10 protein-coding genes are annotated in these 12,539 nt (G+C 72.9%); 5 read left to right on the top strand and 5 right to left on the bottom strand.

The window, feature by feature from the left end:
• Positions 1-77: 77 nt before the first annotated feature.
• Positions 78-653, bottom strand: a complete 576-nt coding sequence (locus ACIQG9_RS15100) for a sigma-70 family RNA polymerase sigma factor (protein WP_400402127.1) — start codon at positions 651-653, stop codon at positions 78-80.
• Positions 653-1,354, bottom strand: a complete 702-nt coding sequence (locus ACIQG9_RS15095; protein ID WP_400402123.1) for a YcnI family protein — start codon at positions 1,352-1,354, stop codon at positions 653-655. Before ACIQG9_RS15095 ends, ACIQG9_RS15100 begins: the two co-directional genes overlap by 1 nt.
• 210 nt (positions 1,355-1,564) lie before the next feature.
• Between ACIQG9_RS15095 and ACIQG9_RS15090 the strand changes: the two genes are divergently transcribed.
• Positions 1,565-3,016 carry a PepSY-associated TM helix domain-containing protein gene (locus ACIQG9_RS15090; protein ID WP_400402119.1) on the top strand — a complete coding sequence of 484 codons (1,452 nt, stop codon included), beginning with the start codon at positions 1,565-1,567 and terminating at the stop codon, positions 3,014-3,016.
• Positions 3,017-3,425: 409 nt separating this feature from the next.
• A complete protein-coding gene (locus tag ACIQG9_RS15085; RefSeq protein WP_400402116.1) occupies positions 3,426-4,181 on the top strand; it encodes a zf-HC2 domain-containing protein in 756 nt (251 codons plus the stop codon).
• A gap of 44 nt (positions 4,182-4,225) precedes the next feature.
• Here the strand turns inward: ACIQG9_RS15085 and ACIQG9_RS15080 are convergent, their stop codons facing one another.
• The 3 genes from ACIQG9_RS15080 to ACIQG9_RS15070 all read right to left on the bottom strand — a co-directional run bounded on the left by ACIQG9_RS15080 (position 4,226) and on the right by ACIQG9_RS15070 (position 8,265).
• Positions 4,226-5,638, bottom strand: a complete 1,413-nt coding sequence (locus ACIQG9_RS15080) for an acyltransferase (RefSeq protein ID WP_400402114.1) — start codon at positions 5,636-5,638, stop codon at positions 4,226-4,228.
• 218 nt (positions 5,639-5,856) lie between these two features.
• The gene (locus ACIQG9_RS15075) at positions 5,857-6,936 is read right to left on the bottom strand and encodes a low temperature requirement protein A (RefSeq protein ID WP_400402111.1); all 1,080 of its coding nucleotides are present in this window, start codon (positions 6,934-6,936) and stop codon (positions 5,857-5,859) included.
• Between the two features lie 486 nt (positions 6,937-7,422).
• Positions 7,423-8,265: an NAD(P)H-binding protein gene (locus ACIQG9_RS15070; RefSeq protein WP_400402109.1), complete on the bottom strand. Its 843-nt coding sequence runs from the start codon at positions 8,263-8,265 to the stop codon at positions 7,423-7,425.
• A 72-nt stretch (positions 8,266-8,337) separates the two neighbouring features.
• Here ACIQG9_RS15070 and ACIQG9_RS15065 point away from each other — a divergent pair, with 72 nt between their 5' ends.
• From ACIQG9_RS15065 to ACIQG9_RS15055, 3 genes are all read left to right on the top strand, one after another.
• Positions 8,338-9,276, top strand: a complete 939-nt coding sequence (locus ACIQG9_RS15065; RefSeq protein ID WP_400402106.1) for an AraC family transcriptional regulator — start codon at positions 8,338-8,340, stop codon at positions 9,274-9,276.
• A 123-nt stretch (positions 9,277-9,399) separates the two neighbouring features.
• A complete protein-coding gene (locus ACIQG9_RS15060) occupies positions 9,400-9,864 on the top strand; it encodes a hypothetical protein (RefSeq protein WP_400402101.1) in 465 nt (154 codons plus the stop codon).
• 322 nt (positions 9,865-10,186) lie between these two features.
• Positions 10,187-12,505 (top strand): beta-L-arabinofuranosidase domain-containing protein, encoded by a 2,319-nt coding sequence (locus ACIQG9_RS15055; RefSeq protein WP_400402099.1) that lies wholly within the window; start codon positions 10,187-10,189, stop codon positions 12,503-12,505.
• Positions 12,506-12,539: the final 34 nt, after the last annotated feature.

The raw sequence follows: 12,539 nt of genomic DNA, 5'->3' as shown, positions 1-12,539 counted from the left end.
CACCCCGCGCACCGGGCCGGACGGCGGGTGCACCGCGAGCCGCCGTCCCGTTCGGACCTGCGCAGAGGCCGGTCGGGTCAGCCGGTACGCCAGCGGTGGGCGGTCCGGGTGTCGGCACCCCAGGCGGCGACCAGGTCCTCGCGGGCCCGCGCGACGCGGGAGCGGATGGTGCCGACCGGGCAGCCGCACACCTGAGCCGCGTCGGCGTAGGACATGCCGAGGACCTGGGTGGCGACGAACGCCTCCCGGCGCTCCGGGGCCAGCCCGGCGATCAGGTGGTCCAGGGTCACCCGGTCGTCGACGCCGCCGGTGGTCGCGCCGGCGGCCTCGGCGACGGACTGCCAGTCCGGCAGCGCGGCGATCCGGGGCCGGGTCAGCGCGGTGCGGACGTGGTCGACGGCGACCCGGCGGGCGATGCTGAACACCCAGGTGCGGGCCGAGGAGCGCCCGGCGAAGCCGGGGAGGCTGCGCAGCGCCCGCAGGAAGGTCTCCTGGGTCAGGTCGTCAGCCTCCCCGGGTCCGGCCAGGTGGGCGAGGAACCGCCGCACCGGGCCCTGCAGGGCCCGGATGAGCGCGGCTGCGGCCTGCCGATCGCCCTGGCCGGCCAGGCGCGCCCACCGGGTCACCTGGTCGTCGTCCGGCCCGCCGGTCATCAGCCGTTTCGGGTGGTGCGTCGGTACGCGAGCAGGCCGGCGACGAGTCCGGCCAGGCCGAGCAGGACGCCGGCCAGGCCGTAGCCGTAGCCGTCGTCGCTGCTGTCGTCGGTCGACGCGGCGGTGGGGGCCGGCGGGGCGGACGCGACGGCGTCGTCGGTCGCGGCGGCGGTGAGCCTCAGCACCGGGGCCGGGTGCGCGGCCTCGACACCGGGGGTGGGTTCGTCGATCCAGCGGACGACGTCGCCGTCGGAGTAGGTCTGCAGGGCCTTGAAGACGACCTGGTCGGCGTCCGGCAGCGGGCCGAGGGAGACGTCGAACTCCTGGAACTGGCCGGGTTTGATCACCGCCGTCGGCGCGGCCGTCCAGGTGATCCTGGTGACGGCTTCGGTGATCTCCCCGTCGTCGGTCCTGATCGGGGTGGGCAGCTTCGTCTTCTCGGCGACGGCGGTCCACCCGGTGACCGGCCGGAGGGACACCGACGCGATCGGGGTGGCGGTGGGCAGGTTGACCTCGACCCTGGTGGTGTCGCCGGTGTCCTTCTCGTTGGGCACCCGGAACGAGACCTTGGTCCACCCGCCCTGGACGGCGGTGCCGGGGTTCACCGTGACGTGCGCCGCCGCGGGGCCGGCAACGACCAGGGTGGCGGCCGTCACGACCACGGCGACTGCGGCCGTGCGGGCAAGCGGGTAGGGCTTCATCGAGTCGGGTCCTCAATCGTGTGGTTGCCGGTGGTCGGCGCCGCCGCAAGGGCCGCGCGTCTGTGGTTGTCGTCGACCGGCGCGGAAAAGTTCCGGACCTCGACCGTTCGGTTGATTTCTCGGCATGTCCGATTTCAGGCGGGAACCACCGCCGCCCGCCGCCCGACCACCGATTCCGACACCCCGCGCTTCGAGTCGATCGGAAACCGCATGACGTCCACCGTCGAGACACCCGAGTCCGCGCCCGCACCCGGCACGCCCGCGCCGGCCACGACGCCGGCAGCCCGAGCGGGATGGGGCGCCCTGCTGCTGCGCGTCCACTTCTACGCCGGCATCCTGGTTGCCCCGTTCCTGCTGGTGGCGGCGCTGACCGGGCTGGCCTACACGGTCACCCCGCAGGTGGACCGGATCGTCTACGGCGGGCAGCTCACCGTCGAGCGGGTCGGCGACACCCCCCGGCCGCTCGCCGAGCAGATCACCGCCGCCCGCGCCGCCCACCCCGAGGGCAGCCTCGCGTCCGTCACCCCCGGCGAGGGCGACGCGACGACCCAGGTGGTGTTCGACGTCGCGGATCTCGGCGAGAAGCAGCACACCGTCTACGTCGACCCCTACACGGCCGAGGTGACGGGGACCCTGACCACGTGGTTCGGGTCGACACCGCTCACCACCTGGCTGGACGACCTGCACCGCAATCTGCACCTCGGCGCGCTGGGCCGTTACTACTCGGAGATCGCCGCGAGCTGGCTGTGGGTCCTCGTGCTCGGCGGAGTCATCCTGTGGTGGCGCCGCCAGCGCCCCGGCGTCGGGCGGATTCGGCGACTGTTCGGCCCCGACCTGGCCGCCCGGCGGGGTGTCCGGCGCACCCGGAGCTGGCACGCGGCGACCGGGCTGTGGCTGGCCGTCGGCCTGCTGCTGCTGTCCGCCACCGGGCTGACCTGGTCCCGCTACGCGGGGGACAACTTCGGTGCCGGCCTGGACGCCCTCGACTCCCGTACCCCCGAGGTGTCCACCGTCCTGCCCGGGGCGGCGTCGCCCGGCACGGGGTCCGGCCACCACGGCGGTGGGCAGGCCGGGCCGGCCACCGCGATCGACCCGGCCGTCACCGACCGGGTCCTCGCCATCGCCCGCGACGCCGGGCTCGACGGCCCGGTCGAGATCACCCCCGCCGCCGACGCCCGGTCGACGTGGACCGTCACCCAGGTGGACAACACCTGGCCGGTCCGCAAGGACCGGATCGCCGTGGACCCCGCCACCGGCACCGTCACCGCCCGCAGCGACTTCGCGTCCTGGCCGCTGCTGGCGCGGCTGAGCAGCCTCGGCGTCTCCGCCCACATGGGGCGGCTGTTCGGACCGGTCAACCAGGTGCTGCTCGCCGCCCTCGCCCTCGGCCTGCTCTGCGTCATCGTCTGGGGCTACCGCATGTGGTGGCAGCGCCGCCCGACCCGTACCGGCCGCCGTGCCGCCGTCGGTGCCGCGCCCGCCCGGGGCGGGTGGCAGCGGCTGCCCGGCTGGGGCATCGCCGTCGGCGTACCCGTCGTCTTCGCCGTCGGCTGGGCGCTGCCGCTACTCGGGGTGACGCTGCTGGCGTTCCTCGTCGTGGACCTGGTGGCCGGCGCGTGGGTGACCCGGCACGCCCGCAACGGGTCCGCTCCGGTCGCCTGAGCGGCCGGTGGGGGCGGCGGGTCCCTCGTGCCGGTGCCCGCAGGCCGAACCCACCGAGGCTGGCCCCGCCCGGAGTCGCGGCCCTGCGCGCGAGTCCGGGGCGAAGATCACGCTCGATCCTGGTTGTCGTGGTCTCCCAGCCGGCCGGATGCCACTGCAACCAGGATCGAGCACGATCATGGGGCCCGGCGGCCCGTCCCAGCGGGTGGGTCGTGGGTTGGACAAGACGCTGGCGGCGCCGGCGACGGGGAGGTCCCTGCGCAGCCCGCAGCCGGACCGTCACCGGTCCACGGGACGGATCCCGGTCCGCGCCGCCGACCGGGCCGCCACGACGGGCGTGACCAGGCCGGAGACGGAACAAGCGGACCATTGCGGGAACCAGGACGACCTCACGACCGACTACCGGTACATGGGGTGTGAGCAGTGGCGGGAAATCCTGTCGGCGCGGCTGGACGGCGAGGCGACCACCGAGGAACGGCACCGCGCCGACACCCACCTGGACGGATGCGTCGGCTGCCGGCGCTGGTTCGACCGGGCCGCGGCGGTGACCCGCCGGTCCCGGCTGACGCTCAGCGCCCCGGTGGACGACCTCGCCGACCGCATCCTCGCCGTGGCGAGCCCACCCGAGGTCGCCCCGGGCCGGTTCCGGAAGCGACTGTCCCTCACCCTGCGTACCGCGCTCGGCCTCGTCGGCGCACTGCAACTGGTGCTGGGCCTGACCCAGATCGGCATGGGCCCGTCCGCCGGCCACCGGCACGCCGGCGCCATCGCCTCGGGACACCTGTGGCACGAGTCCGCCGCGTGGAACGTCGCCATCGGCGCCGGCTTCCTGTTCGTCGCGACCCGGCGCACGCCCCCGACCGGGCTGCTGCCCACCCTGAGCGCGTTCGTCGGCACCCTCGTGCTGCTGTCGGTCAACGACCTGCTGACCGGCGGTGTCGACCCCACCCGGCTGGTCAGCCACGGCTTCCTGATCACCGGGTACACGATCGTGGTCGCGCTGTCCCGACCCTGGCTGCGGCCCGACGGACCGCCGACGCACGGGCGGTCCGGCCGGTCCGGTTGGCGGCTCACCGACGACCCGCCGCAACCCACCCCGGCCACGCTGCGGCTACTCCCGCCCCACCCGGGTTCCGCGCGGGCCCGCGACCGCCCGGCGGCCTGAGCGACTGCTCGTCGCCGCCAACGCGACCCCACACCCGCGAGGACTCAGGCGGTACGGGGAGCCGATCGCAGCAGCCGTAGGGTGCCCGCACCGGCCAGGTAGGCGGCCAACGCGATCGGTGGTGTTCCCAGGACCTCGGGGGTGGACATCCGGGTCATGCTGTTGATCAGCAGGCCGAGCACCACGGCCGCGTACCCGAACACGGTGAGCGCGGTACGGGCGGTGGCTGACCGGCCGGTGGACCCGCCTTCGCGGCCCCGCTCCCGCGACCGTCGCCCGGTGCGTGCCTCGATCCGGCCGAAGACGGCGACGAGGGCCAGCAGCGTCACGGCCAGCGCCAGCAACCAGGGCAGCCGCCACGCCCACCAGCCTGCGGAGCCAACCGGCGGGGCGGGCAGCCAGTGCACCGTGTCGAGCGCGCCGACCAGCAGCAACACCGCGCTCAGGTGCCACAGGAAGATGGTCAGCACGACGGCGTTCACCCCGACCACCGCCCGCCACGGACCACGGTGCCGCAGCCACCGTTCGGCCGGGCGACGCAGCAGCAGGATCACCCCGAGCTGGACGGTGGCCAGGGCCAGTAGCGCCAGGCTCGGCGGCGAGGTGTTGTCCAACCGTTCCCCGGGCACGGTGAGCATGCTGACCGGGTAGGGGCCGACGACGGTGAGCAGCACCAACGCGACCAGACCCCCGATCGTCAGCGCCGCCGCGACCGGGCGACCCAACGGCAGCCGGCGGCCCAGGAGTCCACCGCGTCGTGCTGTTCCCCGCCCGGCCCCGCCGCCGCCGCTCGCCACGGTGGCGGCGTACTGGTCGTACCAGGCGAAGCCGATCTGGTGGATGACCAGCCAGCCGAAGAGGAAGTTGCCGCCCGAGAGCAGACCGGGACCGAGGAACCGCCCGAGATCGCCGGCGGCCACCAGCGCCACCAGCACCAGCGGTACGACGAAGCCCCAGCGGCGGTGCAGCCCGTACATGATCGGGGTGAGTGCCACCACGGCGACGTAGGCGATGAGGAACCACAGCGGGATGGTGGCGAACGACACCGCCGTCCTGACCTGCGCCGGGTCCGCGCCGCCGAGGCGGGCCAGCAGAGCACCGCCGACCAGGATGACGAGCAGCACGGTGGTGGGCCGGACCAGCCGGGCGCTGCGGTCCAGCAACCAGTCGGTGGCGCTGCCGCCCCGGGCCTGCCGACTGGTCAACGAGGCGGCGTTGGCGAAGCCACCGACCAGGAAGAAGACCGGGATCACCTGGAAGAGCCAGGTGAGCGGGTAGGCCCAGCGCAGTTCGGACAGCGCGGAGCGGCCGGTGAGATGACCCGACGGGTCGTAGCTGATGGCGGTGTCCGTCCAGTGGCCGAGCACCACCAGGCAGATCGCCACCGCCCGGAGCAGGTCGGCGTACCGTTCCCGCCCGGCCGGCGTCAGGTCGGCGAGCTGACGCACACGACCCATGAGGTCACGCTAATCGACCCGCGACCGCCCGGGGCGGCTTCCGCCCCCAGACCACCCGGACCCACCCGCCGCCGTCTGCTCACCACGACGACCCGGCCCACCCATCGGACCCACCCGCCGTCTGCTCACCGCCCCACGCGGCCCACCCGCCCGGGGACCGGCGCGTCGTCGCGGCGAGCCATCGGCCGCGATGCGCGTCCGGCGGCCACCCGGCCCCCTCATCCGCTTCGGCTGCGCTCGGCCTGCCCGAGGGACCGCCGTGCGAGGTGGGCGTAGCTGACGAGCAGCGCGGCGACCGCCGCCAGCAGGGCCACCGGCTGGGTGACCACCGTCGTCACCGTCGTGATGGCCAGGACGGCGGCGCCGGTGAACACCACCCGGGACCGGGTCCCGGCACCCAGGGTGGTCTGTCGCAGCGCCACGCCGGTGATCATCCACGCCCCGATCGAGACGCCCAGGGCCACCCGAACGATCTGCGGCACCTGCGCTGTCCCGTGGGCCACCGTACTGATCACCGCACCCAACGACCAGGAGTTGAGCAACAACGCCGCCGCCAACACCCCGTGCAGGTAGGCGAAGGTCTGACCGCCACGCAGCCGCTCGACGCTGACGTCGACGGTGAGGAACTGGCTGTACACCCACCAGATCGACGCCGGCACCAGGAACGCCAGCAGCAGGCTGCCGCAGACCACCGCCTGCGGTCGCGTCGGCACCGCGTCGAGCAGGGTGGCCAGCGACGTGCCCAACAGGATGATCGTGAACAGCGCCATCCGTTCGGGCAGATGTCGGTTGTCCACCGGCACCCGCGCCAGCCACCGGCGTCCCAGCCACGGCGTCGCCAGGTCGACCAGCAGTCCCGCCGCCCACCACCACGGCCGCGACTGCGGCGGCGCCGACAGGGATCCCAGCCAGCACAGCCATCCCACCCCGAAGCCCGGCAGGTACACCACACCGACCTGCCGGGCACTGGCGTCGCTCCGCGCCGCCCGGCCGTACATCAGCAGGAGACAGCCGCGCACGACCAGGTATCCCAGCGGGAACAACACCCCGGCCGGCGCCGTCCGCGCCCCGAGGGTCAGCGCGCCGGCTCCCACCATCGACGTCAGCACCAGCAGCCGGTGCTGCTGGTCGTCTGTCTCGTAGCGGGTGTCGTAGAACGACTGCCCCAACCACGCCCACCAGATCACCGTGAACAAACCCAACCCCGCGGCCAGGCCCGGCACGGACGGTGCCGGCCCCCACCGTTGCCCCACCGACGCCACGGCGACGACGAAGACCAGGTCCGAGAAGACCTCCAACCAGCTCGCCCGCCGGCCCGGCCGGCCCGCCACCAGTCGCGGTGCCGAGCCCGACCCCGGGCCAGGACTCCACGACCACCACGACGGCATACCGCCTGCCTTCCGGACGACGAACCGGCCCCGCGCCCGGCCCCGCACGGGTGGCCGCCCGGACCGGCGCCACCCACCGCCGTTGATCCTCGACCTTCCCGGGATACGCCACCCCGGGCCGGCTTCACGGCTCGACTCCTGCGCCGCCACCCGACGCGCCGCCCAGCCACCCGACGCGCCGCCCGGCCACTCGGTGGGCCGGCCAGCCGCCTCGGCTGCCCACGGCCAGCGACGCGCCCGGTCGGTGCGGACGGGGCGAGCATCGAACGGCACGCCGCGCCCCGTCCCGCGAAGCGGCGGAGGTAACCCGAGCGGGTGACCGGTGGCCCCGTCACGACCGACGGGGCGATCGGACACCCGGCGGCTCGACGGTCCGACAGCGCCGCGACGATCAGTTCAGGACGGGTCGTTCCAGTGGCCGGCGGCGGCGGTGGCAGCGGCGTAGTCGGCGAAGTCGCGGGGCCGCCGGCCCAGGGCACGCTGCACCCCGTCGGTCAGGTGGGCGTTGCGACCGTCGAGCACGGCCGTGAACAGGTAGGTCAGCAGCCCGACGACCTCGGCGGGAACACCGGCCGCGGCGAGCGCCTCCGCGTAGTCCCGGTGGGACACCTGGACGAACTCGACGTTCCGCCCGGTCGCCGCGGCGATCTCGCCGATCGCCTCGGCGAAGGTGAGCAGCCGGGGTCCGGTCAGTTCGTAGACCTGTCCCGCGTGCCCGTCCTCGGTAAGCGCCGCCGTGGCGACGTCGGCGATGTCGTCGGCGTCCACGAACGGCTCGGGTACGTCCCCGACCGGGAGCACCACCTCACCACCCCGCACCGGCTCCAACAGGTAGTCCTCGCTGAAGTTCTGGCTGAACCAGCTCGACCGCACGATCGTCCACTCGACCCCGGAGGACTGGACGAGCCGTTCGCTGGCGTGGGCCTCCTCCTCACCCCGGCCGGACAGCAGCACCAGCCGCGAGACACCGGACGCCACCGCCAGCTCGGTGAACGCGCCGACCGCCTCGGGCGCGCCCGGCACGGCCAGGTCCGGGTAGTACGACACGTACACCGCGCCGACGTCGCGAAGCACCGGCGCCCAGGTTGCCGGCTCCGTCCAGTCGAACGGCGGCGCGGCGGAGCGGGAACCGACCCGTACGGGCACCCCACGGCCCTGTAGCCGCGCCACGATGCGGCGGCCGGTCTTGCCGGTCCCGCCGAGGACCAGGACTGTCTTCTGCTCTCGTTCCTTCGTCATAGCGACCATTGAAGTGGAGCCGTGTGAGACCTTACATAGCCACAGCGCGCCAACTTGTGTTCAATCGTCTACATGGACGCAGTCGTCGGTCTTCTCAACGGGCCCCGGGCACAGGGCGCGTTCCTGCTCCGCTCGGTCCTGACCCCGCCCTGGTCGATGCGGATCAGCGACCAGGCCCCGCTGACCCTGGTCGCCATGGTCCGCGGCGAAGCCTGGGTCGTTCCCGACCGGGATGCGACCGTGCGGCTCCGTCCGGGTGATGTGGCGATCGTCCGCGGCCCCGACCCGTACACCGTCGCCGACGACCCGGCCACGGCACCGCAGGTCGTCATCCACCCCGGGCAGCGCTGCACCACCCCGGACGGGCAGGGGCTGCCCGAGATGACGGAGCTGGGCGTACGCACCTGGGGCAACACCCCGGACGGCCCGACGATGCTGCTCACCGGCACCTACACGATGCAGGGCGAGGTCAGCCGGCGGCTGCTGAGCGCATTGCCGCCGCTGCTGGTCGTCCCCGGCGACTCCTGGGACTCCCCGTTGATCCCGCTGCTGGCCACCGAGATCGTCAAGAACGACCCGGGCCAGGAAGCCGTCCTGGACCGGCTGCTGGACCTGCTGCTCATCGCCGCGCTACGCGAGTGGTTCGCCCGGCCTACGGCCCAGGCCCCCGCCTGGTACCGGGCACACAGCGACCCCGTCGTCGGCCGGGCCCTGCAGCTACTCCACCACAACCCGGCCCAGCCCTGGACGGTGGCCGCGCTGGCGGCCAGGACCGGGGTCTCCCGAGCGACCCTGGCCCGCCGCTTCACCACGCTGGTCGGCGAACCACCCATGTCGTACCTCACCGAGTGGCGGCTCGCCTTGGCCGCCGATCTGCTCCGCGAGCCCGGCGCCACCGTCGGCGCGGTCGCCCACCGGGTGGGCTACGGCAGCTCCTTCGCCCTGAGTACCGCCTTCAAACGCATCCGCGGCCTGAGCCCCCGCGACCACCGGCTCACCACCCGGACGTAGCCGGCCGATCGGCATCCCGATCGCCGCACCGGTACGGCAGGGTGCGGCCGACACCTCCCGTTCGCCGACCCGACGACCACTGCGGCGACCGGCCCGAGGGGATCCACGCATAGACTGGCGGCGGTGAGATACCAGGAACTCGACGCGGCACTCCTCCGGCTGGTCGTCGCGGCCAGCGAGGACAGTCTCCGCGTCTTCGGCATCGAGACGGTCGCCCGGCTGGTCCGGGCGGAACTCCTCGACTTCGCGGCCGACGACGAGCTCGACGAGGGCGGCTGGGCGGCGCTGACCATCGCCCGCGAGAACGTCCGGACGGCCAGCGCGACCGAGCTACGCACGCAACTGGCCCGGATCGACGACGGCATCCGCACGGACGGCGACCTGGATCCGGGACTGCTGACCGTGCTCTCCGCGCTCGAACACTGGACCACCTACCTGGAGGAGAACCGGCGCGGCGAGCTGTACGAGCTGGCGATCCGCTCCATCGAGGAGGTCGACTTCCGGGTCTCGGCCGATCTCGACGACTTCCTCGCCACGCCGGAGATGGCCGCCGAGTACGAGCGGATCAGCCGGCTGCTCACCGGGTAGCCGGCAGAGGTCGGATGATCACCTGACACGACTCTTGGCCGATCGATCTGTTATCGATAACACCGGCAGGTCCACGTGGGCGGCACCGCACCAGCCTGCGGGCTGTCGCAGCTCATCCGCATCGCCGCACCCACACCGACTCCACCTCGGACAACTCGCCTCACTAACGGCCAGACAGTCACCATCTTGAATCTCCGCACTCGCTGCCCGTAACATGCCAGACAAATGTGAGCGTTAACTCGGCTCGTCGAACCGTCCTCCCGAGCCCGTCCCGCCGCCGACCCGTTCCACCCCGGCCGGTGGCGCCCTCCCTGGAGGTCCCATGTCATCGCTGCCCATCAGCCGCCGGCGCGTGCTGCAAGCCGCCGGCGCGACCGCCGTCCTGTCCGCGACCGGCACCGCGCTCCTCGGTGCCCGTCCCGCTGCCGCCGCCGTGCTGCCGCCCGCCCGGCCGGACCTCGGGGTCTCGGCGTACCCGTTCGACCTCGGTCAGGTGCGGCTGACCGCCGGCCGGTGGCTGGACAACCAGAACCGGACGCTGAACTACCTGCGCTTCGTCGACGCCGACCGCCTGCTCTACAACTTCCGCGCCAACCACCGGCTGTCCACCAACGGCGCCACGGCCACCGGCGGCTGGGACGCGCCGACGTTTCCCTTCCGGACCCACGCGCAGGGGCACTTCCTGACCGCCTGGGCCCAGGCGTACGCGGTGCTGGGCGACACCACCTGCCGGGACAAGGCGAACTACCTGGTGGCCGAACTGGCCAGGTGCCAGGCGAACAACGGGGCCGCCGGGTTCGCCGCAGGCTACCTCTCCGGCTTCCCGGAGTCCGAATTCACCGCGCTTGAGGCCCGCACGTTGTCCAACGGCAACGTGCCCTACTACTGCGTCCACAAGACCCTGGCCGGACTGCTCGACGTCTGGCGCTACACCGGCAACACGCAGGCCCGCTCGGTGCTGCTGGCGCTGGCCGGCTGGGTCGACACCCGGACGGCCCGGCTGAGCACCAGCCAGATGCAGGCGTTGCTGGACACCGAGTTCGGCGGCATGAACGAGGTGCTGACCGACATCTACCAGCAGACCGGTGACGGGCGCTGGCTCACCGCCGCCCAGCGGTTCGACCACGCCGCGGTGTTCAATCCCCTGGCCGCCAACCAGGACCGGCTCGTCGGGCTGCACGCCAACACCCAGGTGCCGAAGTGGGTGGGCGCCGCCCGGGAGTACAAGGCGACCGGCACCACCCGCTACCGGGACATCGCCACCAACGCCTGGAACCTCACGGTCGACGCGCACACCTACGCCATCGGCGGCAACAGCCAGGCCGAGCACTTCCGGGCGCCCCACGCGATCAGCGCTCACCTCACCAACGACACCTGCGAGCACTGCAACACCTACAACATGCTCAAGCTGACCCGGGAGCTGTGGCTGCTCGACCCGAACCGGGTGGCGTACGTCGACTACTACGAGCGGGCCCTGCTCAACCACCTCGTCGGGGCGCAGAACCCGGCCGACAGCCACGGCCACATCACCTACTTCACCCCGCTCGGGCCGGGCGGACGCCGGGGGGTGGGCCCGGCGTGGGGCGGCGGCACCTGGAGCACCGACTACAACTCGTTCTGGTGCTGCCAGGGCACCGGAATCGAGACGAACACGAAGCTGATGGACTCCATCTACTTCCACAACGGCACCACCCTGACCGTCAACCTGTTCGTGCCGTCGGTGCTGACCTGGTCGCAGCGCGGCGTCACGGTCATCCAGAGCACCACCTACCCGGTCAGCGACACCACCACGCTGACCCTGTCCGGCACGATGAGCGGCTCGTGGAGCATCCGGCTCCGCATCCCGGCCTGGACCACCGGCGCGACGATCAGCGTCAACGGCACCGGGCAGAACGTCGCCACCACGCCGGGCAGCTACGCCACCGTCACCCGCACCTGGGTAGCGGGCGACACCATCACCGTACGGCTGCCCATGCGGGTCATCATGCAGCCCGCCAACGACAACGCGTCGGTCGCCGCGATCACCTACGGCCCGGCGGTGCTGTGCGGCAACTACGGCAACAGCGCACTGAGCGCCCTGCCGTCACTCGCCGTCTCGTCGATCACCCGGACCAGCACCACCTCGTTGGCGTTCACCGCCACCGCCGACGGGTCCACCGTCACCCTCGGGCCCTTCCACGACGCCCACGGCTACAACTACACCGTCTACTGGAGCACCGGCGGCAGTCACCGGCTCGTCAACGTCGGCACCGGTCTGGTGCTCGGCGTCCAGGACATGTCCACCGCCGATGGCGGGCTCGCCGTGCAGTGGGGCGACAGCGGCACCGCCGACCACAACTGGGTCGTCGTGACCGACGGCAACGCGGTCAGGTTCCGCAACGTCAACAGCGGCAAGGTCCTCGGCGTGGAGAACATGTCCACCGCCGACAACGCCCGGGTGCTGCAATGGTCGGACAACGGCACCGCCGACCACCGGTGGACCCTGCTCGACGTGGGCGACGGAACCTACAAGATCCGCAACGTCAACAGCGGCAAGCTGCTCGGCATTCTGAACGGCTCCACCGCCTGGGGCGCTCAGGCCGTGCAGGACTCGGACAACGGCAGCGCGGACAACCGGTGGCGGCTGGTGCGCAACGGCTAGCCGACCGGCGAGCCCGCGCACCGTCGTCGGCAGC

Source organism: Micromonospora sp. NPDC092111 (genome assembly GCF_044755745.1).
Taxonomy (GTDB): domain Bacteria; phylum Actinomycetota; class Actinomycetes; order Mycobacteriales; family Micromonosporaceae; genus Micromonospora.
Note: the sequence above shows the minus strand (reverse complement) of the source record. Positions and strands in the feature narration are given on the sequence as shown.

Excerpts from the sequence above, each read along its gene's own strand:
- ACIQG9_RS15100 (WP_400402127.1), bottom strand. The coding sequence starts at position 653 with ATGACCGGCGGGCCGGACGACGACCAGGTGACCCGGTGGGCGCGCCTG.
- ACIQG9_RS15095 (WP_400402123.1), bottom strand. The coding sequence starts at position 1,354 with ATGAAGCCCTACCCGCTTGCCCGCACGGCCGCAGTCGCCGTGGTCGTG.
- ACIQG9_RS15090 (WP_400402119.1), top strand. The coding sequence starts at position 1,565 with ATGACGTCCACCGTCGAGACACCCGAGTCCGCGCCCGCACCCGGCACG.
- ACIQG9_RS15085 (WP_400402116.1), top strand. The coding sequence starts at position 3,426 with ATGGGGTGTGAGCAGTGGCGGGAAATCCTGTCGGCGCGGCTGGACGGC.
- ACIQG9_RS15080 (WP_400402114.1), bottom strand. The coding sequence starts at position 5,638 with ATGGGTCGTGTGCGTCAGCTCGCCGACCTGACGCCGGCCGGGCGGGAA.
- ACIQG9_RS15070 (WP_400402109.1), bottom strand. The coding sequence starts at position 8,265 with ATGACGAAGGAACGAGAGCAGAAGACAGTCCTGGTCCTCGGCGGGACC.
- ACIQG9_RS15065 (WP_400402106.1), top strand. The coding sequence starts at position 8,338 with ATGGACGCAGTCGTCGGTCTTCTCAACGGGCCCCGGGCACAGGGCGCG.
- ACIQG9_RS15055 (WP_400402099.1), top strand. The coding sequence starts at position 10,187 with ATGTCATCGCTGCCCATCAGCCGCCGGCGCGTGCTGCAAGCCGCCGGC.